Annotated in this window: 29 protein-coding genes and 1 pseudogene; 21 read left to right on the top strand and 9 right to left on the bottom strand. The window is 69.2% G+C overall.

All coding sequences use genetic code 11. The features are described 5' to 3' along the window. Positions 1-99: 99 nt before the first annotated feature. The 4 genes and pseudogenes from ACNNMR_RS14900 to ACNNMR_RS14885 form a co-directional block, all read right to left on the bottom strand. The gene (locus tag ACNNMR_RS14900) at positions 100-507 is read right to left on the bottom strand and encodes a hypothetical protein (RefSeq protein ID WP_419995078.1); all 408 of its coding nucleotides are present in this window, start codon (positions 505-507) and stop codon (positions 100-102) included. Continuing rightward, a pseudogene (locus tag ACNNMR_RS14895) lies at positions 504-1,357 on the bottom strand (IS5 family transposase). Before ACNNMR_RS14895 ends, ACNNMR_RS14900 begins: the two are co-directional and overlap by 4 nt. 120 nt (positions 1,358-1,477) lie before the next feature. Continuing rightward, positions 1,478-1,801: an ATP-binding protein gene (locus tag ACNNMR_RS14890; protein ID WP_419995077.1), complete on the bottom strand. Its 324-nt coding sequence runs from the start codon at positions 1,799-1,801 to the stop codon at positions 1,478-1,480. Between the two features lie 305 nt (positions 1,802-2,106). After that, the gene (locus ACNNMR_RS14885; protein WP_419995076.1) at positions 2,107-2,388 is read right to left on the bottom strand and encodes a Mu transposase domain-containing protein; all 282 of its coding nucleotides are present in this window, start codon (positions 2,386-2,388) and stop codon (positions 2,107-2,109) included. On the opposite strand from ACNNMR_RS14885, the gene ACNNMR_RS14880 reads away from it, so the two are divergent. Further along, the gene (locus ACNNMR_RS14880; RefSeq protein ID WP_419995075.1) at positions 2,285-2,515 is read left to right on the top strand and encodes a transposase; all 231 of its coding nucleotides are present in this window, start codon (positions 2,285-2,287) and stop codon (positions 2,513-2,515) included. The two genes, ACNNMR_RS14885 and ACNNMR_RS14880, sit on opposite strands and share 104 nt — an antisense overlap. A 109-nt stretch (positions 2,516-2,624) precedes the next feature. After that, positions 2,625-3,323, top strand: coding sequence for a transposase (locus ACNNMR_RS14875; RefSeq protein ID WP_419995074.1), 699 nt, complete (start codon positions 2,625-2,627; stop codon positions 3,321-3,323). Between the two features lie 36 nt (positions 3,324-3,359). Here the strand turns inward: ACNNMR_RS14875 and ACNNMR_RS14870 are convergent, their stop codons facing one another. Beyond that, positions 3,360-5,240, bottom strand: a complete 1,881-nt coding sequence (locus tag ACNNMR_RS14870; RefSeq protein ID WP_419995073.1) for an IS1182 family transposase — start codon at positions 5,238-5,240, stop codon at positions 3,360-3,362. A gap of 151 nt (positions 5,241-5,391) precedes the next feature. Here ACNNMR_RS14870 and ACNNMR_RS14865 point away from each other — a divergent pair, with 151 nt between their 5' ends. Further along, positions 5,392-5,652: a hypothetical protein gene (locus ACNNMR_RS14865; RefSeq protein WP_419995072.1), complete on the top strand. Its 261-nt coding sequence runs from the start codon at positions 5,392-5,394 to the stop codon at positions 5,650-5,652. Between the two features lie 7 nt (positions 5,653-5,659). Here ACNNMR_RS14865 and ACNNMR_RS14860 read toward each other — a convergent pair whose 3' ends face one another. Together ACNNMR_RS14860 and ACNNMR_RS14855 are read right to left on the bottom strand one after the other, a co-directional pair. After that, positions 5,660-6,235 carry an NUDIX domain-containing protein gene (locus ACNNMR_RS14860; protein WP_419995071.1) on the bottom strand — a complete coding sequence of 192 codons (576 nt, stop codon included), beginning with the start codon at positions 6,233-6,235 and terminating at the stop codon, positions 5,660-5,662. A gap of 16 nt (positions 6,236-6,251) precedes the next feature. After that, the gene (locus ACNNMR_RS14855; protein ID WP_419995070.1) at positions 6,252-7,592 is read right to left on the bottom strand and encodes a transcriptional regulator; all 1,341 of its coding nucleotides are present in this window, start codon (positions 7,590-7,592) and stop codon (positions 6,252-6,254) included. A gap of 115 nt (positions 7,593-7,707) precedes the next feature. Between ACNNMR_RS14855 and ACNNMR_RS14850 the strand changes: the two genes are divergently transcribed. The 17 genes from ACNNMR_RS14850 to ACNNMR_RS14770 all read left to right on the top strand — a co-directional run bounded on the left by ACNNMR_RS14850 (position 7,708) and on the right by ACNNMR_RS14770 (position 22,123). Next, complete coding sequence (locus ACNNMR_RS14850) at positions 7,708-8,214, top strand: ATP-binding protein (RefSeq protein WP_419995069.1); 507 nt, start codon at positions 7,708-7,710, stop codon at positions 8,212-8,214. A 480-nt stretch (positions 8,215-8,694) separates the two neighbouring features. Continuing rightward, a complete protein-coding gene (locus ACNNMR_RS14845; protein ID WP_419995068.1) occupies positions 8,695-9,216 on the top strand; it encodes a DUF6624 domain-containing protein in 522 nt (173 codons plus the stop codon). Next, positions 9,213-9,686: an NUDIX domain-containing protein gene (locus ACNNMR_RS14840; protein ID WP_419995067.1), complete on the top strand. Its 474-nt coding sequence runs from the start codon at positions 9,213-9,215 to the stop codon at positions 9,684-9,686. Before ACNNMR_RS14845 ends, ACNNMR_RS14840 begins: the two co-directional genes overlap by 4 nt. Next, on the top strand, positions 9,683-10,882 hold the full coding sequence (gene hemC, locus ACNNMR_RS14835; protein ID WP_419995066.1) for a hydroxymethylbilane synthase: 1,200 nt from the start codon (positions 9,683-9,685) through the stop codon (positions 10,880-10,882). Before ACNNMR_RS14840 ends, hemC begins: the two co-directional genes overlap by 4 nt. Before the next feature lie 55 nt (positions 10,883-10,937). Then, positions 10,938-11,162 carry a hypothetical protein gene (locus ACNNMR_RS14830; RefSeq protein WP_419995065.1) on the top strand — a complete coding sequence of 75 codons (225 nt, stop codon included), beginning with the start codon at positions 10,938-10,940 and terminating at the stop codon, positions 11,160-11,162. Between the two features lie 583 nt (positions 11,163-11,745). Next, positions 11,746-12,114 carry a hypothetical protein gene (locus tag ACNNMR_RS14825; RefSeq protein ID WP_419995064.1) on the top strand — a complete coding sequence of 123 codons (369 nt, stop codon included), beginning with the start codon at positions 11,746-11,748 and terminating at the stop codon, positions 12,112-12,114. Positions 12,115-12,473: 359 nt separating this feature from the next. After that, entirely contained in the window at positions 12,474-13,109 is a 636-nt protein-coding gene (locus tag ACNNMR_RS14820) for a hypothetical protein (RefSeq protein ID WP_419995063.1), read from the top strand. 65 nt (positions 13,110-13,174) lie between these two features. Then, positions 13,175-13,885 carry a hypothetical protein gene (locus ACNNMR_RS14815; RefSeq protein WP_419995062.1) on the top strand — a complete coding sequence of 237 codons (711 nt, stop codon included), beginning with the start codon at positions 13,175-13,177 and terminating at the stop codon, positions 13,883-13,885. Then, positions 13,882-14,679: a MinD/ParA family ATP-binding protein gene (locus ACNNMR_RS14810; RefSeq protein WP_419995061.1), complete on the top strand. Its 798-nt coding sequence runs from the start codon at positions 13,882-13,884 to the stop codon at positions 14,677-14,679. Before ACNNMR_RS14815 ends, ACNNMR_RS14810 begins: the two co-directional genes overlap by 4 nt. Further along, the gene (locus ACNNMR_RS14805; RefSeq protein WP_419995060.1) at positions 14,676-16,097 is read left to right on the top strand and encodes a CpaF family protein; all 1,422 of its coding nucleotides are present in this window, start codon (positions 14,676-14,678) and stop codon (positions 16,095-16,097) included. Before ACNNMR_RS14810 ends, ACNNMR_RS14805 begins: the two co-directional genes overlap by 4 nt. Further along, positions 16,094-16,975, top strand: a complete 882-nt coding sequence (locus ACNNMR_RS14800) for a type II secretion system F family protein (RefSeq protein ID WP_419995059.1) — start codon at positions 16,094-16,096, stop codon at positions 16,973-16,975. Before ACNNMR_RS14805 ends, ACNNMR_RS14800 begins: the two co-directional genes overlap by 4 nt. Next, complete coding sequence (locus ACNNMR_RS14795; RefSeq protein WP_419995058.1) at positions 16,972-17,874, top strand: type II secretion system F family protein; 903 nt, start codon at positions 16,972-16,974, stop codon at positions 17,872-17,874. Before ACNNMR_RS14800 ends, ACNNMR_RS14795 begins: the two co-directional genes overlap by 4 nt. 31 nt (positions 17,875-17,905) lie before the next feature. Then, positions 17,906-18,100, top strand: a complete 195-nt coding sequence (locus ACNNMR_RS14790) for a hypothetical protein (protein WP_419995057.1) — start codon at positions 17,906-17,908, stop codon at positions 18,098-18,100. A gap of 9 nt (positions 18,101-18,109) precedes the next feature. After that, positions 18,110-18,529: a TadE/TadG family type IV pilus assembly protein gene (locus ACNNMR_RS14785; RefSeq protein WP_419995056.1), complete on the top strand. Its 420-nt coding sequence runs from the start codon at positions 18,110-18,112 to the stop codon at positions 18,527-18,529. Further along, positions 18,526-18,957 (top strand): TadE family protein, encoded by a 432-nt coding sequence (locus tag ACNNMR_RS14780; RefSeq protein ID WP_419995055.1) that lies wholly within the window; start codon positions 18,526-18,528, stop codon positions 18,955-18,957. Before ACNNMR_RS14785 ends, ACNNMR_RS14780 begins: the two co-directional genes overlap by 4 nt. 19 nt (positions 18,958-18,976) lie before the next feature. Then, on the top strand, positions 18,977-19,384 hold the full coding sequence (locus ACNNMR_RS14775) for a TadE/TadG family type IV pilus assembly protein (protein ID WP_419995054.1): 408 nt from the start codon (positions 18,977-18,979) through the stop codon (positions 19,382-19,384). Positions 19,385-19,399: 15 nt separating this feature from the next. Then, positions 19,400-22,123 (top strand): hypothetical protein, encoded by a 2,724-nt coding sequence (locus tag ACNNMR_RS14770; RefSeq protein ID WP_419995053.1) that lies wholly within the window; start codon positions 19,400-19,402, stop codon positions 22,121-22,123. Positions 22,124-22,153: 30 nt separating this feature from the next. Here ACNNMR_RS14770 and ACNNMR_RS14765 read toward each other — a convergent pair whose 3' ends face one another. Continuing rightward, positions 22,154-22,633 carry a winged helix-turn-helix transcriptional regulator gene (locus tag ACNNMR_RS14765; protein ID WP_419995052.1) on the bottom strand — a complete coding sequence of 160 codons (480 nt, stop codon included), beginning with the start codon at positions 22,631-22,633 and terminating at the stop codon, positions 22,154-22,156. A 669-nt stretch (positions 22,634-23,302) separates the two neighbouring features. Here ACNNMR_RS14765 and ACNNMR_RS14760 point away from each other — a divergent pair. Further along, complete coding sequence (locus tag ACNNMR_RS14760; protein WP_419995051.1) at positions 23,303-24,016, top strand: hypothetical protein; 714 nt, start codon at positions 23,303-23,305, stop codon at positions 24,014-24,016. Here ACNNMR_RS14760 and ACNNMR_RS14755 read toward each other — a convergent pair. Further along, complete coding sequence (locus tag ACNNMR_RS14755) at positions 24,008-24,763, bottom strand: transposase family protein (RefSeq protein ID WP_419995016.1); 756 nt, start codon at positions 24,761-24,763, stop codon at positions 24,008-24,010. The two genes, ACNNMR_RS14760 and ACNNMR_RS14755, sit on opposite strands and share 9 nt — an antisense overlap. Positions 24,764-25,039 lie beyond the last annotated feature (276 nt).

Below are 25,039 nucleotides of genomic sequence, written 5' to 3'. Positions count from 1 at the left end.
GAGGGGAAACGGACTGGTCAGCGAGGATGGTGACGTGACAGAGCCCCTCGTCGGTGGGGTGTTACGTTCGATGTCCCGAACGAGCTCGTTGAGAGGACGTTAAGTCCGTTTCTCGTATTGGCCGCGTCGGGGCTGGGTGAGGATGCCTTGGCGGGCGAGTTGTCCCAGGCGGGAGCGGGTGACGTTCACCGTGGCCTCGTCGGTGGGCAGGCCGAGCAGTTCGTGGAGTTCGCGTGCTCGGAATGGCTGGCCGGGATGGTTGTTGAAGACCGCGAGGATCTGCTGGTAGGTGTCCGCGGTCGGCTGGTCCGGTCCGGCCGGTGATGCGTCCTGGGCGGGGACCAGGCTCTCGAGGTTCTTGCGGGTGACGGCCAGCTCGGCGAGTCGGCCCTCGGCCTCATCGAGTGCCGCGGTCAGCTCCTGGATTCGCCCTCGCAGTCCGTGGGCGTGTGCGGTGGCCTGCTCGTGCTGCTCGCGCAGGAGTTGAAGGAGTTCGGTGACGTTCACGCGGCCAGCTCCATGTCGTCTCGCCAGGGCGGGGTGCGGGTGGTGAGGCGGCTGAGCATGCCGGCGGTGGCGGCCCAGTAGACGCGGGAGGCGGCGTTGTCGGGCCGGTGGTCGTAGTCGCGGGCGAGGCGGCGGTGCAGCATGAGGGTGCCGTTGACCTGCTCCACTCGCCACCGCAGGGGTTGGGAACGAAGCCTTTGCCCTGGTCGGCGGCGTTGCGACGGACGACCTCGAGGGTGATGTCGTTCATCGCTCCGTGGATGATGACGGCGTCCTTGAAGCCCTGGTCGACCAGGGCCTTCTCCAGACGCATCCCGCAGCGGTCGGCTGCCTGGTCCAGCAGCGTGATGCCGGCCACGTTGTCGTGCGCGCTGGCCGGCAGGACCACCACGCCGATGATCAGGCCCGGCGTGTCGACGGCGAGTCGGCGTTTCCTGCCCGGCGTCTTCTTGTTCGCATCCAGCCCCGTGGTCTCCTTCGGCACCCCGGCCGCCGCGCGGACGGACTGGGTGTCGATAATCACCAGCGAGGGGTCCTCTAATCGACGGGCCCGCTCCCTCACCAGGCACCGCAGGATCTCCTGTATTCGCTGGTCTAGGCCGTCCTCGCGCCACAGGGTGAAGTAGTAGAACACCGCCGACCATGCCGGGAAGTCATGGGGCAAGAAGCGCCATTGGCAGCCGGTCCGATGCTGATAGAAGATCGCGTTCACGACCTCCCGAAGGTCGCAGGACCCGGGATCCCCGGTCGCCGACCGCGCCACTCGGTCCTGCTTCCAGGCCGTGATTATCGGCTCGATCAACGGCCACTGCTCGTCCGGTAAGTCGCTGGGGTACCGCTCTCTCTTCATGGCCCGCACCTGAACATGAACATGCCCACCAGCTGACCCGGACAGCGATCAGTACCACGATCGAGCGATCATGAACCGGGGAAGATCAGACTTAACGTCCTCTGAGTGGCTCGGGGAGGACTACGTGGCCGCACACCCTCGCGGCATAACCGTCACGTGTCCAAGATCGCGGGGAAACTTCAGGGCCGCGGGGATCTTGGAGAAGGCGTGGAAGTCGAAGCCTTCCAGGGTGACCTGCTGCTCGAACCGGGCTTTGCGCAGGCGGCGTTCGAAGGCGACGGTCTCCCGGCGGGTGATCTCGTCCTGGCAGAGGGCCTGGAGGGAGTCGAGGTGGCCGAGTTCGCCGCCGTGGGCATGCGACAGGCGGGCATCGAGGGTCTCGAGCATCCCGGACAGCCGCAGCGTCTTCAGCGACTCCCGCAGGGCGGTGGTCATCACGCTCATCAGGCGACACCGCCTTGACCCTGGTCATCGCGGTCTGCGGTCTCCGTGTCGGGGGTCGCGGCGGCGCCGAACAGCCGCTGCGGCCCGTGCAAGAAGGCGGACGCGCCGGCGTCCCCGCTGCCCTCGGGCTCCGGAGCGGTCTCGGTGGCGGCGATCAGGATGCCCTTGATGGTGCGATAGGACGGGTCACCGACGGCGATGGCCTTCGCGCAGGCGGCCTCCAGCCGGCGCTCGCCGTACGTCTTGCGCAGACCGAGAATCCCTTGGGCGGCGCGGAGCCGATAGAGCGCGTTGACCTCCAGCAGCTAGGCGACGACCTCGACGCAGGCATCACCGACCGCGGCGGCCTGAGTGCGGCACCAGGTCGGCGTCCGCATGTGGAAGGCGATCTTCTCCGGCGGGTAGTCCGCGTTGTCGGTGCGCTTGCCCTGCTCCAACGCGGCATGGGTCTTGACCAGCTCGCCGTGGTGGAAGACCTGCACCATGGTGGCCGTCGAACGGATGTCGACCTTCTGCCCGATCAGCTTCCAGGGCACCGAATACAAGGTGCGGCCCTGGCTGCGTGAACACTCCGGTGCCGAGATCATCTGCAGGGATCGGGCGAGTGCGTACTCCAGCGCGATCCGCGACGCGGCCCCCGAAGCACAGGAGATCGCCGACCGCTGGCACTTGCTGGCCAACCTCTCCGCTGCGGTCGAGAAGACCTGCCACTAGCATCGCCCCTGCCTGCGTAAACACGCCGAGGCAGAGCGCGATACGGCACCGTCACAGGTCATCAACCCGCTGCCGCCACCGACCCTGCCGCCGTCAAAGATGGCTGTGGTTGCTTGACCAGAGGAAATCGATCTCCGGCATCGCCCGCGAACTGCACCTGGATCGCAAGACCGTCCGGCGCTTCCGCGACACCGGCCTCGACGAGCTGCTGGCCTCCGCCCGGCACGGACGCCCGAAGGGCGTGTTGGAGCCGTTCACCGAATACCTCACCGACCGCTTCACCGCCGGGATCACCAGCCCGACCGACCTGTTCCGTGAGATCCGAGACCGCGGCTACCGGGGCAGCGACCTCCCGGTCCGCCGCTACGTCGCCGGGCTCAAGGCCGGCACCGTCGAGCCCGCCCGCGGCGCCATCCCCAGTCCACGCAAGATCACCAAGTGGATCATGCTGCCCCGGGACAGCCTCAGCCGCCACGAGGAAGGCCAACTCCTGGACGTCCGCCTGGCCTGCCCCGGCATCGCCCGGGCCTGCGACCTGGCCCGCACCTTCCACGACCTCCTCCAGCACCGCCAAGGCGACCAGCTGCTGGCCTGGGTGCGCGAGACCGAGCGCAACGCTCCCGCCCCTGTCCTCACCTTCGCCCAGGGCCTGTGCCTCGACCTGAAGGCCGTCACCGCCGGCCTCACCCTCCCCTGGAGCTCAGGCATCGTCGAAGGCCACGTCAACCGCATCAAGACGATCAAGCGGACCGTGTACGGCCAAGCCTCGTTCCGCCTCCTCCGCACCCGAATCCTGCTCCGGGCATGAGCCGGGGATTCACGGAATCGATGCTGTTGGTGATCTTCAGGTCGTCAGTCTCCTGCAGAGTTGCTGGAGTTTGCCCTTTGGACGCGGTGGACGCCGGGGTGTGGTGCCGGGTGGGAAGCACTCGCTGAGACGGACAATGTTGGTTCCGGCTGCGGTCAGGACGTGCTGCACGTGGGTCTTGGCAAGGCCGTGGTAGCGGCAGTTCCGCAGGCCGTGGGCATGGACAGTTTCGGAGACCGTGGCCTCGCAGCCAGCGCGGATCGCATATCGGCGCTGCCAGGGGTCGGTGTTCTGCTCGTGCCGGATCCGTGTCTGGATCTCCTGCTGGGGCTGTGGCAGCAGGAATATGTGGCGTCCTTTGCCGTCGGTGTTCCCGGTGCACCGCAGCCGGTCGACGCACTCACGGCAGGCTTTGCGCGGGAAGAGTACGGACAGCCGCGGGTGCCCGTCACCGAAGGCCGGTTTCCAGGGCGGACTGGTGACACCGTCGGGGCAGGTGAGGGTGCGGGTCTGCCAGTCGACCTGGAAATCCTCCTTGGAGAATCCAGGACGCTGGCCGGCCAGAGGATCGTCACGGACCGGTCCGAAGAGGGTGATGCCCCACTTCTCGGCGGCGTGGTGGATGCTGTCCGGGGTGCTGTAGCCGCCGTCGACCACGTGCTCCACCTGCAGGAATCCTTGGACGGTCAGCCCTTGGTGGATGCGTTCGAGGGCGTCGATGTCCTGTTCCGGGGCGGGACGGGTGACGACCTGCACGATCACGTTCGGGCCGGTGTCGTCGCAGGTCTCCGTTTGATGGTCGCGGTAGCCGATCCAGTCGCGTTTCCCGGCCGCGGTGATCTTGTGGCTGTAGCGGGCCTCGGGATCGTGCGGGGTGACGATCTCGAGGCTGGACCAGGGCACCCGAGCGGTTGCCGGGTCCGGCCGGCCATCAGCAGAGGTCCTGCCGGTGCTGCGCTGTTCCATCTTCCGCCGGCTGGCCCGGTCCCGGGTTGACTTGGGTCCCCGCCAGCGCAGTTGGCCATCCTCGTCGTACCAATACTGCTGCACCCACACCTGCCGCAGGACCTGAACGGCAGGCAGATGCCGCAGCCTGGGCGGGGCGTCAGCCTCATGGGTGGCGCGCAGAATGCGCATGCCGTCCGCGCCGACCTCCAGGACATAGGCGAGCAGCGCCTCCCCGCCACGCGGCAGCCGGTCGTAGCGCACCGGGCGGCCGTAGCGGTCGGCCCACTGCGGTGTGATGAGACCGGCAAGCCAGTCCTCGGCATGCACCGCAAGTTCCTCCAGGGCCAGCCGCAAGGTCTCGGCGACCAGCTCACCTCGGTTGAGCCGACGGACCGCCGCGAGCACGTGAGTGGAGTCAGTGCGCAGCCGTCCGCGCCGCTTGACCAGGCCCGCAGCCGCCAGGCGCTCGACCATCAACGCCAGCAGCCGGTCCGCCCGGTCCCCTTGGCCCATGCGGTCGCGGAACTCGCTGAGCACCGAGAAGTCAAACCCCGCGTCGTCCAGCTCGAGTCCCAGGCAGTACTTCCAGTCCAGGCGACAGCGCACCGCCTCGGCGGCCTGCCGGTCGCTGAGGTTCTCCGCGTACTGCAGCACCGACACCAGCGCCAGCCGGGCCGGCGACAGCCCTCGCCGACCATCAGCCGGATACCAATCAGCGAAGTCCTCGTCCGTGAACAGCCCGTCCAGGCGGTCCCGCACCCACATCGCCGCCGTGCCCCGCGGATTGCTTGCCCGCGCCATCCGCACCGTCATCGGCGGAATCACCCGCCCGGCACTAGATCCCATCGCCACCACGGCCACCCCCTCCGACCGCCGAATCAACCCCGCCACCTGCAGCAGAGCATCCAGAAGGCCGGCAGCGAAACGCTGAAATCGGGCGAACACGCCGCCGGACACGATGTAGATCACCAACAGCATCCGGAATCGCGGCCTGAACCATTTCCGCCGTCGTCGACAGCTGCCCGAAACGGATCACCTCAAGCGGCACCGACGGAAGAACTCCCGGCCGAGTTGGAGGCATCCCCGCGTCTGCGGGGAGCACGGCGAGGCGCACTTCGCGATGTCGATCTCGCCGGGACCATCCCGCGGGAGCGGGGCAGCTGAGCTGGAGTACGGCCTGCTGAGCGATGGACGACGGAACGACCCGCGGAGATTCGCGATCTGCAAGTTCGCCATGGAGCACACCCGGGAGCATGGCGAGCCGCCGACGCTCCGGCAGGTCGTTGATCATGTCGGGCTGCGCAGCACGTCCAGCGTGTACCACCACCTGAAGTCGGCGGGCATGCTCGGGCTGATCCTGCAGGCGAGCAGAACGCTCTAGGACGGACTCAACCGAGCCGCAGGTGGTGCAGCATCATGAGCGCGGCGACGGCGTTGGCGGAGCGGATCTCGCCTCGGGCCGCGAGGTCGGGAATGTCCTTTAGCGGTACCCACTCGCGGCGCTCGGACTCGAAGTCGTCTTCCGGGTGCCCGACGTACTCGGCGCCCTCCGACCAGTACACGTGATGGCGGGAGTCCGACAGCCCATTCGATGGCTCTACCGTCAGCAGGTGATGCAGCTCGCCGGTGGGCTTCCACCCGGTTTCTTCCAGCATTTCGCGGGCGGCCGCCGCCGCCAGGAGCTCGCCGTCCTCGACGACTCCGGCGGCAATCTCCCACCCCCACGAGTCGGTGATGAACCGGTGCCGCCACAGCAGTAGTACCTCGTTCGCCTCGTTCACGGCGGTGGCAAGGGCTACGGGCCGCTGCCGAAGAAGGTAGTGGTCGAGGTGACGGCCGTTCGGCAGCTCGACGTCGGCGAGGTTCACCCTCAGCCACTGGTTCTCGTACACGGTGTGCTCGCCGAGGTTCTTCCAGACCGACACGCGCGCGCCCTTTCTCCTGGGTATTGCTGCCCCGCCCATCCAACACGGCGTGGGCCTACAGTGGGAATCTGAGGGCATCGTCGATCTGCTCGGCTGCTTCAGCGGTGGCGGTGTTGCCGTGCTCGGCGAGGGTCTGGCGTACGGACCGGAAGCGGTCGCGTAACCGCTGGGACTCAATGCCCTGGGCTGTGCCGACCATCTCCATCGCCGTCGCTGCCGCCTGCTCGGCGTCGCCTTTGCGTAAGTCGACGTTGGTGAGCGTGGCCAAGCGGTGGACGCGGCCTCGGGTATGGGCTTGGGCCCGTACGGCTTCGCGCGCGAACTTCTGCGCCGGGCCCATGTCCCCGAGGCTCATTAGCGCTTCGGCGAACTGCACCTCCACCAAACCAGGCTGTACATAGCCGGTCTCGGCGGGCTCCTCGTCCCGGCGAATCCTGCCGACAGCCTGCTCGGCAAGGGTCATGCAGCGGTGAGCGCCGTTCTGGTCGCCCATCCGCGCAAACGCCTTCGCCTGCATCGCGTACAGGTCAGTGGCCAGGGCGTGAGTGATGTGCGCGCCGGCGGTGCGCAGGCCGGCCTCGGCGAACGCGACCGCCTGCCGGTACTCGTGCAGGTAGAGCGACTGGTTGACCAGGAGCGCTATTACGTAGCCGCCGAATCCGCGGTCGCCTGATGCCTTCGCCAGCCTCAGAGCCTGATAGAAGTAACGCTGCGCGAGCCCTTGAGCATCGGCGTCGTACGAGCAGATTCCCGCGACGGCCGCCAGGCCGCCAGCGGCACGGTGAAGCTCGCGGCCGACGGGGTCGGTGTAGGCGCCGCGGAGAAGCGGGGCGACCTCCTGGTTCAGGAAGTGCACGACGCGGGTCTTGGTGGTCACCCCACCGGTGGTGCGGTACATCTGCTCGTAGTGGCCGCGGGCGGTGCGCAGGACCCCTACGTCGTCGGCGCCGACCTGGGGGGTTCCGCGGCGGGAGACGTCGGTGTCGTCGGGTGGGTTCTCCCACTCCCATACCGGGCCCACAGCAGGCAGGCCGGTGATCACCGGTGCGCTCTCGACGTCCTTGCGCTGCTGGAAGTCGCCGCGCCACAGAGCGGTGGACCGGTTGATGAATCCGTGAAGAGGAGTGGAGGGTTGTTGCGCAGCGCCTGGATTGCCCATCCCGATGTCGTCCAGCGATACCGGTCGTTCGAGCTGATCTGCCATCACCTCACAGATCAGCTCCGGGGCGGGGCTCCGGGGGCGCTGCCCCTTGCTGATCCAGCGGATGACGGACGAGTGGTCGTAGCGCAGATGCTTCCCGCTTTGCTTGCCCCGGTCGTTTACGCGCTTCGCGAGCCCGCTGTAGGACATGCCGGCCTCGTCGAGCAGGGCGTCGAGCAGTGTGTTGCGTTCCATTGCGTGTACCCGTCTCACTCAGTGTGTGCAGCCTAGCCACACCGCGTTCACACAGCGTGTGAAGTGCCTGCTGCGGCACGCACCGTGCACACACTGCCACTTGCGGTATCAGGTCGTGATCCTGGTCGGAACGACCAGCTATCGACCAGTGCCGGGGGTCAACGTGCAGACGTACCGCAGTGAGTCCGACGCCACGCTGGACGCGGACCGTCCCGTGATCCACGAGTGGGCGATGGACTACACCATGGTCGACAGGTCCGTGCGGCTCACCCGGATTCAGACGCGCGGCGTGCTGACGGTCTGGACGTGGCCCGGGGACGTTGATGACGCGGTCTTGATCGTGTCGGAGTTAGTGACCAACGCGATCAGGCACGCGCATGTGGCCGGCGAGTTCCTGCGCCTGCGCTTAGCCGTCCTGGAAGACGCCGCGCTGCTCATCGACGTATCCGACCCCCTTCCTGTATTCGGCGCCGCGGCCGGCCCGGTGTCGCCACCACCTCCCGCAGCAGAGGCGGAGGGCAAGCGCGGTCTTCGCCTCGTACGGTGCCTCGGGGCGAAGCTGAGCTACTTCCTGCGCGCCGAGGACGGCGGGAAGACTGTACGCGCACGCCTGGAGAAATGATTATGCGCGCGCAGCAGCGACTGGGCGCACGGCCCCGCATGCCGCTCACGCTCGCAGCAGCAGCCGTCGAAGACTGGTGGGGACGGCACATCACCCAGCGCGAGCTCTACCGCCAACTCGACCGTGCCCGACTCATGGCACCACCAGACCTCACACCAGATGAGATCGACGCGGGCCTGCGCCGCATCGCTTCCTCTCTGACATGCGAGCAGCCCCCGAACCCTCCGCAGGAGCCCGGATGGCCGAGACCGCAGCACGGCGTCCCGAGATCGCCGCCCGCGCAGCCGCGGCCGTGCTGTCTGGCATCTGGTCTACCGGCGCCGGTGTGCTCGTCGCGCTGGCGTTCCCGGCCGGCACTCGCTGGGCGGTCTGCCTCACCGTCGCGTCTGCTGTCGCGCCGGGCATTGGCTGTTGGCTTGGCAGACACACGCCGCTTTCTCGATCAATTACTCGCCGCCAAGTGAAGGGTGCGAACCAACGATGAGCGCGCAACGTCCAGACCTCACCGCCGAGTTGCTGCGTCGCTTCGCCGCCGACCAGGCCGCCCGCGGCGTCCGCACCGCCTGCGCCAACGCCTCTCCCGACCTGGAGGCGATGCGCACCGTCGACAGCGCCAATACCGCGGCTCTGGAGCGGATCATTACCGCGCACGGCTGGCCAGGGCGCAGCCTCGTCGGCGAGCAGGGAGCGCACGCTGCCTGGTGCCTCGCCCAGCACGCCGACGCCGACCCCGCCTTCCAGCGCCGCGCCCTCGACCTCCTCGCCGGGGCTGTCCAGTGCGGTGAAGCTCCGCGGCGCCACTGGGCATACCTCGCTGACCGCTGCCGCGTCGCCGACCACCGGCCCCAGCTGTACGGCACCCAGTACGCGGCCGACGGCAGCCCGCACCCCATTGCGGATCCCGCCAACCTCGACGCGCGCCGCGCCGAGGTCGGCCTCGGCCCGCACGCCGAGTACGACGCCCAGATGCGGGCTCAGCACCGAGCGGGGGCCGAGTCGTGACCCATCCGCGCGCGCCCGGTCACCCGGTGACGGCGTCCATGCTGCTGACCGACCACATCGGCCGGATCCTCATCCTGCGGCCCCTCGACTGGCTGCGCGGCTGGCAGCTGCCCGGCGGGATCGTCGAGGCCGAGGAGTCGCCCCGGGAGGGCGCCCAGCGCGAGACGCGCCAGGAGACCGGCCTCGACCTCGCGGCCGGCGACCTGGTCGCCGTCGAGTGGATACAGGCCCGTAGCCGCGCCGTGCGCGACCGGCTCGCGCTCGTCTTTGCCGGCCCTGAGCTCACGCCGGAGCACCTGGCGCTCATCTCGTTGCAGCGCGACGAGGTCACCGCGTGGCGGCTGGAACGGCCCGAGCACGCCAGGGCGCTGCTGCACCCGCGGATCGCGGCGCGCATATTCGGCGCCAGTCACCCCGGCCGAACGCTCTACCTTGAGACCCGCACCACCCCCGAGAGGACCCCCACGTGAACGACTTTCCCGACCGGTCCCTGCGCATCGGTACGCGCAGCTCACCCATGGCGCTCGCCCAGGTCGATCTGGTCTCTGCCCTGCTGCGCGAGCATGAGCCAGAGCTGAAGATCGACGTCGTGCCGGTCACCACCGAGGCCGACCGGTGGCAGGGCGACCTCGCCAAGCTCGGCGGTAAGGGCCTGTTCGTCAAACAGATCGACCAGATGCTGCAGCGCGGGCAGGTCGACATGGCCGTGCACTGCATCAAGGACGTGCCCGGCGACCAGCCGTTGCCCGAGGGCCTGGTGTTCGCCGCCTACCTGCCCCGCGACGACGTGCGCGACGTCCTGCTCGTCCCCGACAGCTCCGACCGGCAGACCCTCGACGAGCTGCCGCCCGGGGCCACCATCGCCACCTCCGCCGTACGCCGCAAGGCGCAGATCCTCGCTCGTCGCCCGGACCTGAACGTCGTGCGCGTCCGTGGCGCCGTCGGCACCCGCATCGAGAAACTCGACGGCACCCGGCCGATCGACCATCCCCTCGACGCGATGGTGCTCGCCACTTCCGGCCTCGAACGCCTCGGCATCTCCCACCGAGCCCGCCAGGTCTTCAGCGTCGACGACATGCTGCCGGCCGTCGGTGCCGGCGCGCTCGGCCTGGAGTGCCGCAAGGATGACCCCGCCGTCGCAGGACTGCTCTCGCAGCTCAACCACGACCGCACCATGGCCGAGATCACTGCCGAGCGCGTCATGCTGCATGGCCTCCGCGGCCACTGCAACAGTCCGATCGCCGGGCACTGCGCCACCGAGGACGACGGACAGCTCAGCCTGCGCGGCATGGTGTTCTCCCGCGACGGTTCCAAGTTCGTACACGCGCACTTCTGGGGCGAGAGCACCAACGACCCCGCCGCACTCGGTACCCGCGTCTGCGCCGAGCTGCTGCGCCAGGGCGCCCGCGACATCATGCGAGGGCATCCCCCACTGAGAACGGCGCTGCGGTCGTGCTCCCCCGCGGGACCGCAGTGCCCTCCCTCCCGGCCTTCGGTCGGTATTCCCCGCTTCGCTCCCTGGGAGGCTCCAGCGTCCCTTACTGCCTTCACCACCGATCGCCCCGGCTCGACCAGCACGGCAGCACCGCAGCCCGCGTGGTCCAGCACAGCGGCGTCGCTTGGTTCGCCCGACTCACTTCCACCGGCTACACCCTGCGCCCGCTAGGGCCCGACCCCTTCGCTGTGGGGAGCGATCACCACGGTGATCCTGCGGCAGGTCCGTGCCCAGCAGGCCCGCGACGACAAACACCGATGCCAGTGATTTCCGTGCGACGGGTGAGGACCTCGGTGAAGAGCTCGCAGATGTCTTCCGCTATCTCGCGGCGCTTGTGCAGATGAACGGTGCCTATTTCCAGGCCGAGGTCGAAGGGAAGATCACCAAGAATGAAGGGCGGGTCTATCGCCGCAACAGCGACGGTGTTCCGGTCCGGGGCCCCGAGGTGTAGCTCCGCGTGCAGCTCTCGGGCCGGCGGGAGCACGCCCGGGGCGTGGCGTGTTTCGGTCAAGAATTCGGTGGGCCGCTGGAAGCGATCCCGTCCCACCAGTACTCATGCTGCGCCTGTTCGCGAAGGCGAGATCTGCTGGCCGGTCATGTATCGGCGCAGACGTCGCCTTGATCGCCTCGCAGCAGCCACGGCCCGGACTCGCTGACTTAATCACCGCAGTCACTGACGAATGACTGTGGTGGGCTGCACGTAAGCAGCTTGAAGTGAGTGTGAGTTGGCGTGCTTTGCTGCCCGCAGCGCGTCGCGTCGAACGGGGAACCTATCGCCACACGCGTCTGAGGATGTGGTTGCCGTGGCCGGAGGACCGCGTAGATGGAGTGGATGGTGGGCCGGGTGGGGGTGCGGCGTCGCCGCCGTACTGCTCTTGGGGGTGGCGTGCAGCCCCGAGGAGGACACTGGTCGCTCCGGAGCCTCCGAACTGCCGTCGGCGAATCTCCCGGGTAGGGATGGCGACTCGACGGACGAGCTGTCACCGCGGGAGCTCGCCGAGAAGCAGGCGGTTGCCGCGTACCGGGGCATGTGGATGAGCATGGCCAAGGCCGATCGGACAGGGTCTTGGAAGTCGCCCGAGCTGGCGAAGTACGCGACCGGGGAGGCACTGTCCGTGATCTCCCGTGGGCTGTACGCGAACCGCAAGAACGGTTTGGTCAGCAAGGGAGAGCCGAAGCTGTATCCCAAGGTGGCCTCGGTCAAGCCTGCTCGAGACCCGGCCACTGTGATCGTCAAGGACTGCGGGGACTCTACGAACTGGCGGCAATACCGCAAGAAGGACGGCAAGCTCGCGGACGACAAGCCGGGCGGTCGCCGGGACATCGAGGCCGAGGTGAAGAAGCAGCCCGACGGCTCCTGGAAAGTTACGGAGTTTGCTTTGTGGGAGCTGGGCTCATGCTGAGGCGGACGGTTGTGGTGACGACAGTCTCGCTGGTGGCTATCGCTTCGGCGGCACCAGCGGTGGCCGGTGAGCCGTGGGGAAGCGCCGGTTGTGAACAGGTTCCGCGGCCGCGCTGCAAGGTCGGGGCCGGGAAAGACGGGAGGCCCGGTTCGCCTGGAGGAGACAGGGGCGCGGTTCCCGCGCCGAGGAACGGCCGTGGTGGCGGTGGCGGTTCCGGCGAGACCGAGGATGAGCTGCGCAACCCGGACTGGAACAGGGCCCGGTGCAGCTACGTTCGCTCGGACTACGAGCCGCCGGCGACGTCACCTGCCGCGTACACCGGACAGGAGACTGGGCGGCTTCCGAAGGTGCTGCCGGCCGTGTACCGGGCCGTGTTGCCGGTGCAGGAACCAGGACAGGGAGACGGCGCCTGGTACATCTACAAGTGCTCCGGTGACGGAGTGCGCGACGCGCTCTGGCGACCGCCGCGGTGGATCCCGGACGGTCAGCTGCCCGAGGATGGTGGGCCGGCGCTGCCTTCGCCCGCTGAGCTGGCGCAGGCGGCGTACGAGCAGCTGCGGCTGCCCTCGCCGCAGATCCGTGCGAACCCGGACGGCGAGAAGCTGGTGACGCTGCCCACCTGGCTGTGGCTGTCCCGCGGAAGCTGGGGGAAGGTGTCGGCGACGGCGTCGGTGCCGGAGGTGTCGGTTACGGCAGTGGCGCGGCCGACCAAGGCGACGTGGTCGACGGGGGATGGGAAGACGGTCACCTGCCGCGGTCCGGGCACGCCCTATACCGCCGCGGGGCGGGATCCGCGCAGTGCCTCCCCGGACTGCGGGCACACCTACCGGCGCTCCTCGGCCGACCAGCCCGGCGACGCGTACCCGGTGTCGGCCACGGTGCGGTGGACGGTGACGTGGTCCGGGGCGGGGGAGTCGGGGACGTTGCCGGGTCTGACGACGAGTGCGAGCACGCAGTTTCGGGTGGCGGAGAGCCAGGCGCTGAACACTCGCTGAGCGGGCGGGACGGCGCGGACGAGCAGCACCACGGCATTCGGGGAGATACCGGGAGGCGGTGGCCCGTGAGCACGCATGTACCCGCACGCTTCGACCCAGACCAGCATCGTGGCGGCCGTCGGCGCGGGCAGTCGCGGCAGGACGAGAGCGCGCCCTCCAGGCTGGGGCGGGTGCCGCGGCCGAGGCGTGTGCCGTACCTGCTGCTGGGCGTCGTGCTGGTGATCGCCAGTGTCGGCGGGGGAGTGGTGGCCGGCGGGCAGCTGAGCGACCGGCAGACGGTGCTGGCGCTTGAGCGGCCGGTGACGGTCGGGCAGCAGCTCACCGCGGGGGACCTGCGCAAGGTGTCGGTGGCCCAGGGCGGCGGTGTGGCCGCGATCCCGGCGGACCGGGCGGCTGCGGTCGCGGGCAAGCCGGTGGCCTACAGCCTGCCGAAGGGGGCGCTGCTGACCGAGGAGGTCCTTGGTGAGCCGCAGATCCCGCCGGCCGGTCAGGCGCTGGCGGCGGTCGGGCTGCGTGACGGGCAGTTCCCGCCCCGGCTGCAGCCGGGCAACCAGGCCACCGTCGTGCGCGCCCCGGACCGCGAAGCCGCGCAGAGCGACAAGGACGCGGAGAAGGCGGCGAAGAGTTGGCCGGCGGTCGTGGTGGAGGTGCTGGCGCGTGAGACCTCACAGACGACCGTGGTGGTGCTGCAGTTGGCCCGTAAGGACGCCCGTGCGCTGGCCGCGGCCGAGGAGGGGCGGCTGCGCGTGGTCGTGGACCGCGGGGGTGGGCGATGACGCTGATCGCGTTGTGCAGCGTGAAGGGCTCGCCCGGGGTGACGACCGCGGCGCTGGCGCTGGCCGCGAGGTGGCCGGAGGGCGGGCGGCCGGTGATGGTGGAGTGCGACCCGGCGGGTGGCGATCTGCTGGCGCGGTTCCGGCTGCGGGCAGCGCCGGGGCTGGTGTCGCTGGCGGCTGCGGCTCGGGGCCGGGATGTCGCGCAGCGGCTGTGGGAGCACGTGCAGCGGCTGCCCGGCGGGCTGGCGGTGATCGCCGGTCCGGTGGGCGGCCAGCAGGCCCGCGCTGCTCTCGGCGAGCTCGGAGCGCACGGCGGCGGGGCGCTGCTGCACGGTGGCGAGGCGGTGCTGGTCGCGGACTGCGGGCGGGTGGAGGCCGATTCGGCGGCCTGGCCGGTGCTGCGGGCCGCGGATGCGGTGCTGTTGTGCACGGGGGTACGCGACGATGGGCTGGCCCATGTGGCGGCCAAGCTCGCGCTGCTGGAGCGGTGGGCCTCTCGACCGGAGCTGCTGCTCATCGGCGACGGCTACACCACCGGCGAAGTGGCCCGCACCTTACGCATCGGCGTGGCGGGACGCCTGCCGTACGACGTGAAGGGCGCCGCGCCCCTGGCCGGGCGGCCAGGGGCGCGGGCTATCCCGGCGCGCTCGCAGCTGGGCCGGGCCGCCGCTCGCCTGGCCCGGCGCATGGCCCTGCGCACCGACCCGGGCCAGGACACCCCCCAGCTGGAAGACGCCTCGCGAGCCGAGCTGCCCGGCGGCGCGACCGCCTCAGTTCCGGGAGGGAAGCCATGACGCACATCCCCGACCGGCAGCAGCCGGCCTCCGTGGACGGCCACCACCGGCAGGCATCACTGGATCCGGGCGGCCTGCCCGGCACGGGCCTCGCCTTCGACCCGCGGGCCGAAGAGCTGCGCCAGCACCTGCGAGGCCGGCTCTCCCAGCGGATGAGCGAACAGCTGCGCGCCCGGGAGGAGACCGGCGAGCCGTCGCTGCCACTGCAGCAGCGCCGCGCGGCCGCCGAGGAGATCCTCCTGGAGGAAGCTGAGGCCTACGCCGAGGACCTGCTCAACCAGGGCGGCCGGCCGCCGACCCGGCAGATCGAGCAGCAGACCATCGCCGCGGTGCTGGACGAGTTCTTCGGCCTCGCCGGACTCGAGCCACTGCTCCGCAACCCCGACATCGAGAACATCAACATCAACGGCGAGCGCGTCTTCGTCCGCTACGCCGACGGCCGCCGTGAACAGCTCCCCCCGGTGGTCGGCTCGGACGGCGAGTTGATCCAGCTCATCCGCGACCTGGCGGCCCGCTCCGGGGTAGAGGAGCGCCGCTTCGACCGCGCCAACCCGGGCGTCGGCTTCCAGCTGCCGGGCGGCGAACGGGTCTTCGCGGTCATGGCACTGACCCGGCGCCCGTCGGTGGCCATCCGCCGCCACCGCTACCAGCACGTCACCCTGTCCCAACTTCGCCGCCTGGGCACCGTGGACACCCTGCTGGAGTCCTTCTTCAAGGCCGTAGTCCTCGCCCGTAAGAACGTCCTGATCACCGGCGGCGCAGCCATGGGCAAGACGACGCTGCTCCGTGCCCTGGCGGCCGCCATCCCGCCGCGCGAACGGCTGATCACCATCGAGGACGTCTTCGAACTCGGCCTGGACGCCGACCCCGCCGCCCATCCCGATGTCGTCGCTCTGCAGGCGCGCGAGGCCAACATCGAGGGCCAGGGCGCGGTCAGCCAGGCCGAGCTGGTGCGCTGGGCGCTACGCATGTCCCCGGACCGGGTCATCGTCGGCGAGGTCCGCGGCGCCGAAGTGATCCCGATGTGCAACGCCATGTCCCAGGGCAACGACGGCTCCATGGGCACCCTGCACGCGTCGACCAGCCGCGCCGCCTTCACCCGGCTGGCCGCCTACGCCGTCCAGGGCCCCGAGCATCTGCCGCTGGAGGCCACCAACCTCCTGGTCGCCGCGGCCCTGGACTTCGTCGTCCACCTGAACAAGCCACGCGACGCCGAGGATACCCGCGTGGTCTCCTCCGTACGGGAGGTCGTCGACGCCGACCGCGACCAGGTCATCTCGAACGAAGTCTTCCGACCCGGACCGGACCTGCGCGCGGTGCCTGGCGCTCCGCTGCGTACCGAGACGGTGAACGAGCTGGAGGCGGCGGGCTTCGACGCGGACCTTCTGGAGCGTCCCGAGGGTTGGTGGCAGCCATGACCCGGGAACAGGCGCTGCTGGGCCTGTGCGGGCTGGGCCTGGCCACCGGATTGCTGCTGATCGTCTACGCCTACCGCGCCGCCCCGAAACAGCGCCCACCCGCCCGGCAGGCATGGCGAAGCGAAGAGCACTCCGGTCGCCGCCTCGCCACCGCCGGGGTGCTCGGAGCGCTGGTCGGGCTGGCCACCGGCTGGCTGGTCGGCGCCGTGCTCACGGCCCTGGCCGCCTGGGGCATCCCCCCGGCGCTGACCCCGGACCGGCTGCACCGGCAGCACATCGCCCGCATCGAGGCGCTGGCCTCCTGGACGGAGATGCTGCGGGACACCTTGGCAGCCGCGGCCGGCCTGGAACAGACCATCACCGCCACCGCCCACACCGCCCCCGATCCCATCCGCCCGCACATCGCCGAGTTGGCCGATCGCCTGGGGGCCGGTGAGCGGTTGCCGGACGCGCTACGGCGCCTGGCCGACCAGCTCACCGACCCGATCGCCGACCTGGTCGTCGCGGTCCTGGTGCTGGCCTCCGAACACCAGGGCCGCCAGCTGGCGCCGCTGCTGGGACAGCTCGCCGAGACCGCCCGTGCCCAGGTCGAGATGCGCCGGAGGGTCGAGGTTAGCCGGGCACGGGTGCGGACCACGGTGCGCGTCATCGTCCTCACCACGCTGTGCTTCGCCGCCGCGCTGGTGGCCTTCAACCCCGTCTTCCTTCAGCCGTACGACTCCGCCGTCGGCCAGGGAGTCCTGCTGCTCGTCGGCGCGATCTTCACCGCCGCCTTCGTCTGGCTGCGCCGGATGGCGGTCATCGACGAGCCCGAGCGCTTCCTGCTCGACGTCGCCCCGATCGCTGCCCCCGAGGAATCGCAGGAGGCCCGGATATGACATGGCTCCTGCTCTGCGCGGCCGGCCTGGGCATCGGGCTGTGGGCGCTGGCGGTATGGCTGATCCCGCCGACGCCCTCGCTGGCCGACTCCCTTGCGCGACTGAGCGAAGCTCCCGCGCAGACCCCGAGCCTGCCCCCTGCCGAGCCCCACGACCCGGGCATCGCCGTCCGTCTGGGCCGCCCCTTCACCGGCCTCCTGCGCGCGGCCGGACTGCCCCGCCCCCATTTGCACCGGGACCTAGCCATCACCGGACATACCACCCAGACCTACCTGGCGGAGAAAGCCTCCCTGACCCTGGTCGGACTGCTGACGCCCTCCGTCGTGATGCTCCTCGCCTACGTCAGCGGGTACCGACTCCCCTGGCAGTTCCCTGCCTTCACCGCGCTGCTCTGCGGCGTCGGCGGCTTCCTGGCCCCCGATGGCGTCCTGCGCGCCGAGGCCGAGCGCCGCCGCGCCGACTTCCGCCACGCACTGGGCGCCTACCTCAACCTCATCCACATCCTCCTCGCCGGCGGCTCCGGCGTGGACAGCGCCCTGGACGACGCCGCCACCATCGGCCGCGGACCCGCCTTCGCCCACATCCGCCGCGCCCTGACCACCGCGCGGCTGACGCGTACCTCCCCCTGGGCCGCCCTAGGAGACCTCGGAGACGAACTCGGCGTCGCCGAACTCGTCGAACTGTCCGCAGCCTTGCGCCTGGCGGGCACCGAAGGCGCCAAAGTACGCGCCTCGCTGGCCGCCAAGGCCGCAGCGCTCCGCAACCGCAGCGCGGCCGATGCCGAATCCCGGGCGAACTCCGCCACCGAACGGATGGCCCTGCCCGGCGTGGTGATGGCCGCCGGCTTCCTGCTCTTCCTCTTCTATCCCGCCCTCTATCGGCTCACCACAGCGTGGTGACATGCCGCTCCCGCACCGGGAGGTGCCCCAAATGACCACTCCAACCCGGCTGCTGTATCTGTGGCTCCGCCTGAGCACGCGGCTCCGTACCGCCCTCCACAGCGATCGCGGCAGCGCCTCCGACAACATCATCTGGATCGCGTTCCTGACCGGAACCGCCATCGGGGTCACCGTCCTGCTCGGCCCGAAGATCATGGAGGCCGCGAACAGCATCCGCTTCAAGTAGGGACCGGCCATGGCTGCCCGCACCCGCCGCTCCCTGGCCCGCCTGCGCGATGACCGGGGCACAGCGACGGTGGAACTGATCTATGTCTTCCCGCTCCTGTTCACCCTGATCCTGATCATCGCCCAGTACGCGATGTGGGCCCACGCCGCCCATACCGCCCAGACCACGGCCTCCCACGCCCTGTCCGCGACCCGTGTCCAGCACGCAGACGCCGCCGACGGACACGCGGAGGCACAGCGCGTCCTGGACCAGCTCGGCCGCTCCAGCCTGGAGAACCCAGCCATCGAAGTACATCGAGACAGCGAGCACGCCGAAGTGAGGATCAGCGGAACAGCCAGCGCGGTCATTCCGTTCCTGCACCTTCCGATCAACGCCAAGGCAGCCGGAAGCGTCGAGAAGTTCCGCGGCGACACCGGGAGCCGGCCATGACCACGGACAGCCGACGCGGCTCGGCAACGGTGGAGTTCATCCTGCTCACCCCGATCCTCCTGGCTCTCATGCTCTTCGTCGTCTACTGCGGCCGCGCCGCCGACACCCGGCTGCGTATCGAGGACGCCGCCCACCAAGCGGCCCGGGCCGCCACCCTGGCCCGTACCCCCACCGCGGCGGCCGCCGACGCCCGCAGCGCCGCCACGGCCGCCCTGGACGAGGCCGGCGTCGCCTGTCGCAGCCTGCGGGTCGACGCGGGCACCGGACAGCTGCAGCCCGGCAGCACCATCAGCGTCACCGTGATCTGCACCATCGACCAAAGTGATCTTGCGCTGCTCAACGTTCCAGGTCACGCCACGCTCGACGCCCGCTCCCACGCGGTCGTTGACGAGTTCCGCGGCACCGTCACCACCACCGCCCGGAGGTGAGATCCCTGTGCGCCCTCATATGCGAGACGACCGAGGTCAGGTCACCCCCTTCACCGTCGTCATCGCGCTCGCAGTGCTGATGTTCGGCGGACTGGCGCTGGACGGCGGCCTCGCCCTGGCCGCGAAGATACGGGCCATCGGCGAGGCGCAGGAGGCCGCCCGCGCCGGTGCCCAGGCCCTGGACCTGGCCGCCTATCGCAAGGACCAGAGCGTGCGCCTCCTGCCCGCCCAGGCCCGCGCACGCGCTCAGGCCCACCTGAAAGCCACAGGCGACGCCGGCACCGTAACCGTCACCGGCGAAACGGTCGACGTGACCGTCACCACGGAGCAACCGACCCAGCTGCTGCAGCTGTTCGGCATCGGCTCCTTCACCGTCCAGGGCGAGGGACAGGCGCACCCGGAGCCGGGTGTCGACGCAGCACCGTAGCGCCGGGAGGTAGCCATGGCTCGACGTCGCATCGCGCACGACGCCGTACGCGTCCTGACTCGCAGCGGTCTGCTGCTGCGCAGCCTGCTCGCCGTCGCATTGCTGCTGGCGCTGCTCACTGGCATCCCTTGGGGGCTGTGGCAGTACGTCGGCTGGCCGCTGCCCGATCATGTCCCGGACTGGGACGAGATTGAAGTGGCGCTGACGGCCCCGCTGTCCGACACCCTGCTCCTGCACATCCTTGCCTGCGCCCTGTGGCCGCTGTGGGCCCTGTTCGCCCTGGACGTGCTGCGCTGTGCTGCTGACGCTCTGCGCCAGTTCCCTCATGCGCTGCCGCGCCCGGCCGGCCCCATCCATACGTTCGCCGCGGCGCTGATCGGCGCCGTCGTATTGAGCTTCCTGGGGCAGCGGAGTGCCGCCCCTGCAGCAGAAGCCTGGCGTATCCCGCCTTTGCGGCCCATCGCCGCGGCGCCCGTCACTCCGCACGTCGAACCAATGGCCCGAACTGACGTGGATCCGACGCCTCCCGAGCCCGGCACCACCGTTGTCCGTCCTCCGAAGGACGGCATCCACGACAGCCTCTGGCGCATCGCCGACCGTGAACTCGGTGACGGCGCCCGATGGCCCGAGCTCTACGTCCTCAACAGACACCGCCCCCAGCCGGATGGCCGCACACTGACCAATCCCGACGTCATCCACCCCGGATGGATTCTGCGCCTAACCGACCATGCGACGCCGGCTCCGCCGGAACGTCCCGAGCCTCCCAGGCCGAAACCGCCCAGTCCTCACCCTCCTCCACCGCAGCCCGCCCCCAGCCAGCACCAGCCCTCACCTCATCCGCCCGACAACAAGCCGCCGCCCGACGACGGCATCACCCTGCCCACCGGCGGCTACATCGGCATCGGCCTGGCGGCCGCCGTCACGGCGCTGCTCCTCGCCTGGCGAATCCAGCGCCACATCCGATACCGCCCGGCTGCCACCGCTCGCCACGCACGGCCGAGCCCGACACCGACGCTCTCCCCGGTCATCCGCAGCCTGCGCACGGCGCACCAACAGCACACTGCCCCCGAGCCCGAGCAATCGCCCCCGAGCGAGCTCACCCCGGCGCCAGGGACCCTGCTGGCCCTGGCCAAGGAGCGTGACCGTGCCGCCGGCCAGGCCGACGACTACGCCGCCACTATCGGCACCCACCACGGCGTCCCCGTTGCCCTGGACGTGGCCCGAACCCGAGGCCTGGGCCTCACCGGCCCTGGCGCCACCGCCGCCGCCCGTGCGCTGCTACTCGCGTTCCTCGCCCACCAACAACTGTCCACGCCATCCAGCACCCATGTGATCGTCCCGGCCACCGACGCCGCCGAACTCCTCGGGGAAGCTGCCGCCCCCGACGCCCTGCCGCCGGGCATACGCCTCACACCCAGCCTGGAGGCCGCGCTCGATGCAATGGAGACCGAACTGCTCTCCAGGACCCGCCAGATCACCGAGAAAGCGGAAACAGACGACGACCGGCCCGTCCCGCCGCACATCCTCGTCGCCACTCCCTCCGAGCACACGGAACGCCGGCTCCAGGCCATCCTCGACAACGGCTCCACGCTCGGCCTCGCAGGCGTGCTCCTGGGGCCCTGGCCGGCGGGCGGCACGCTCCGCATCCGTCCCGACGGCATCGCGGGCGCCACCAGCCCACACCTACGTGAGCAGCTCGCCGGCGCCCGCTTGTTCACACTCCCCGCCCCGGACGCCGCCGACCTCGCTGCCTTCCTCACCAGCGTGGCCGGAGCACCCGCTACGCAGCCCGAACCCGTACCGGACGTGCCACCCCTCGAGCAGCCGGAAGAACGGGAGTGGAACGAGGCTGCGGGGGAGGAGCAGGCGGAGGCGGACGTCCCCGTGCTGCAGGAGGACGTCGCCGTACCGCAGGAGGGCATCCCCGCACCGGAGGAGTCGGAGTCCCGTCCTCGCATCCGACTCTGCCTCCTGGGCCGCATCCGCCTGCACTACGACCACGGCAGGAATCACCGCGACATCACCACCGCCGTCGCCGCTCGCAAGCAGCGCGCGGTCCTCGTCTACCTCGCCCTCCACCCCGACGGTGTACGCCGAGATCTCCTGAGCGACGCCCTGTGGCCGCAGCCAAGCAGCAGCCGACCCCACAACCGGCTCAACGCCACCCTCAGCCAACTGCGTCGCGCTCTGCGCCAGGCCACCGACGACACCGCAACCAATGCCGTGACCCGCAGAGATGCCTACTGCTCCCTGGACGCAGAGCTCATCAGCGTCGACCTGTGGGAGCTACACCAAGCCTTACGCGCCTACGCGGCGCAGCCGGAGGAACCGCAGCACGCCCGAACCCTGGAACACGCCATCGAGGAGCTCTACCACGGAGAGATCGCCGAAGAACTCGACGACGAATGGCTGTACGCGCCACGTGAGGGCCTCCGGCACGAAGTCCTCACGGCCGTGAGCAGCCTCGCCCACCGTGCCCTGGAGCACGATCCCCAGCACGCACTGCACCTGCTGAACCGTGCCCGTCGCCTCGACCGCCACAACGAAGCCCTCTACTGCGAAATCGCGCGCATCCACGCCCGCCTAGGCCAGCACGACGCCGTGGTCCGCACCCACTCCCTGCTGCTCTCCGCACTGGCCGAACTCGACGCCGAGCCCAGCTCCGAGACGGAACAGCTCTTCACCCGCCTGCGCCGCTCCGCAACCACGGCAGACCAGAACGACTCGGGACCAGCGTGACCGACAGGCCCGCCCACGCAAGGCGCCTGATCACTCTTCCTCCTGGCCGTCCTCCCGGGGCTGCCTCACCTCTTCTTCGCCTTCGTCCTCATCCTTGTCCCCGTGACGGAGTCGTTCCAGCTCCAGCTCGCGTGCTTTGAAGATCTCATGAGGGTGCAGGTGCGCCCATTCCATGGCCGGCACCAGCGAATCCAGAAGCTCTTCGCCCAGTGGCGTGAGCCAGTACGTACTCGTGGGCGGGAAGGTCTCGTTGCTGTGCTCGCGCTCGGCCAGACCTCGCTCCACAACGCGCTGCAGGGTGCTGGCCAGCACCCCGCTCCGGATGTGCACGTGACGGCGTAAGGACCAGGACTCCGCGCCCTCCATGGTTCTCAGCATCCTGCCGACGTCCGAGAACCTCGTTGGCCCGGCGGAGAGGACCACGAGCGCGTCGCAGACCCACACTCCTTTGATCATGTTCTGGACGTTGCGCAGCCGCGCTGCGAACTCCTCCGGCGGTAGCGAAATCATTGTGTACCTCACCTTCTGAGTGCACGAGAGATCAAGGAAAGTAATCAGGCGCTGCCCTTCGTTGCGAGGCTGAAGCGCGCAAGCCAACCTAACGTAGGTATTTGCTGAGGTGAATGACAAGTGTGTAACAGTGCTCTGGGTGCAGCAAATATTTGGAATCTGACGTTCCAGGAGGCGAGGTGATCGCAAAACTCACTTCCTGTGGGGCTTCCTCTTAGACGGGTAGCCCCCTAGGCCGGTGTTTATGCAGGTCAGGTCGCGTTTACCCCTTCCTGTGGTGCGGCGAACTGTACCCCGGAAGCGGGCGAACAGACGGAGGGTGGCTGGCGGGAGGGGTGGTGGAGGAGAGGGGGTAAGGCAGGAATGTTGCGGATTAACATCTGGCAATAGATTGCGAGTATAGAGATTTGTAGCGAGCATCGAGAGTGCCACATTATCCAAACGGCATGTATCCCTGCTGGTGAATCCATGCATTTCGCTGGCACTGGAGAGTTTAAATCCCTCACTCAAAAGCCTTGAATTCATCCGGAATGGCGGGAGAATGGAATTAGCGAGACGTAGTACATGAGGGTACGCGTCACGGGCGATCGGAGTTCGATCGTGTCAATCTCGTACGCAATGCCGCCGGTCCGTAGGCGTGGAGCATCCGAAGCATCGATCGCGGCCGGCATGAGGCAGATCAAACCGAGTGATTTCTCGGGCATTCGGGATGCTGCTCGCGCATACTGCCGGGCGATCGATTCAACGCGATCCCGCAAGCGCATGAACGGTAGTGCCACAGTGGCCATTTCGGGTCGCGCGCTGTATGGCACGGACGACGTAAGCGATGATGTCACTCAAGACGCCGTGTTGTTATTCGCGAAGCGTCTTCACGAGATCAGTACCACCTGCGAGGTAGCGGCCGTGCGGGTGGCGACCCGGGAACCGTCTGCCTGGCAATACGTGCGCCGGGATGGCGACGTGATCGTTGTCTCCAGGGAGACGCTGCGGTACTGGGCAGTGCGCGACGCGGCCGCGCGCAACGGGTACCGACGTGATGCCCGTACGAACCTGACCGACGACATGTTGTCGATCTTGGCAGTCGCCCCTCACCTGGCAGAAAGCGCTGAGGCGATCTTCCGTACGGCGTGGGCCGGCGGAGACGAGTACCCGATCTTGCGTCGCGCACTCCTGATTGCCGGCCAAGCAGATGATCTTGGGCGTGCAGGCATCTTCGGCCAGATCGCGGTAGAGCTCTACGGCGGCCCGCGAAATTCATCGTCCAAGGTTCAGCGTACGCGCGATGCCGCAATAAAGGAATGGCGTTCCCTGCGGGCGGCACTTGATGAGGCGCGGGCAGAACTAGTTCCGCGGGGCATTGAGCCTTTTCCAACCTCACACTGACGCGTGGTGAAGGACGAGGATGGCCTTCACGAAGTTGGTGATGCGGTTCGTGCTGCACCGGAGCTTCCGCAGGAGGCGCCAGCCCTTGAGGGTGGCCATGGCCTGCTCGCCGAGGCAGCGGATCTTGGCGTGTGTGCTGTTGTGCTGACGCTGCCACCGCTTGAGGCGACGGCCACGAAACGGCACCCGGACGGGTCCGCCGGCGCCCTGGTACGCCTTGTCGGCCCAGCACTTGAGGCCGGCTTCGGCGAGCGCGTCGACGATGCCGTGGGTGCGGGCGGCGGTCAGGTCATGGGTTGAGCCGGGCAGCGCGGGCGAGGCCCACAGCAGCCGCCCGAAGGGATCGGTGAGGACCTGGACGTTCATGCCGTGCCGCTTGTGTTTGCCGGAGTAGTACGGGGTGTCGGCGGCGATCCGGTCGATCGGCAGCAGCGTCCCGTCGAGGATCACGAAGGCCAGGCGGCTCGCGGTCCGCATCGCCTCGGCCAGGCTGGGAGCCAGCGCGGCCAGGACCTCTATCGCCTCGCGGACGTAGCGGTAGACCGTCGCGATCCCGATGCCGAACCCGGCGGCGAGCTGGGCATAGGTGTCGCCGCACCGCAGATGGGCCAGGACCAGCAGAGCCTGACGGCCCGGCGTGACACGGCGCCACCGGGTGCCGATCTCGCGGCGGCGAACCGTGAGATGCCCCGCGAGGCGGCGCAGGTGGGCACTGGACAGATCGATCGCCGATGGATAGACAAGCACACGAAGCTCCTGGTCGGCACGGGTGATCTTGGTCGTGAACCCGTCTACCAGGAGCTTCGCCGGTTCGTACAGCCCGCCAACCGCCAGGCCACGCCGTCAGGTTGGAAAGGGCTCATTGATGAGGGATCCTCGCGGCGACGCTGAATTGCGCGAGCGCGGACCCTTCGTCCACCTCGGGCGGGGGTCCGCTGCTATGAGGTCAAATCCCCATGGAAAAGATTCCCCTAGATCGGTATTTGGGGCCGCCTCTAGAGCGTATTTATGTGACAGCGAGAA

The organism is Streptomyces boninensis (genome assembly GCF_048572725.1).
Taxonomy (GTDB): Bacteria; Actinomycetota; Actinomycetes; order Streptomycetales; family Streptomycetaceae; genus Streptomyces; species Streptomyces boninensis.
The sequence above is the reverse complement of the archived record's forward strand: the minus strand, read 5'-3'. Positions and strand labels throughout refer to the sequence as shown.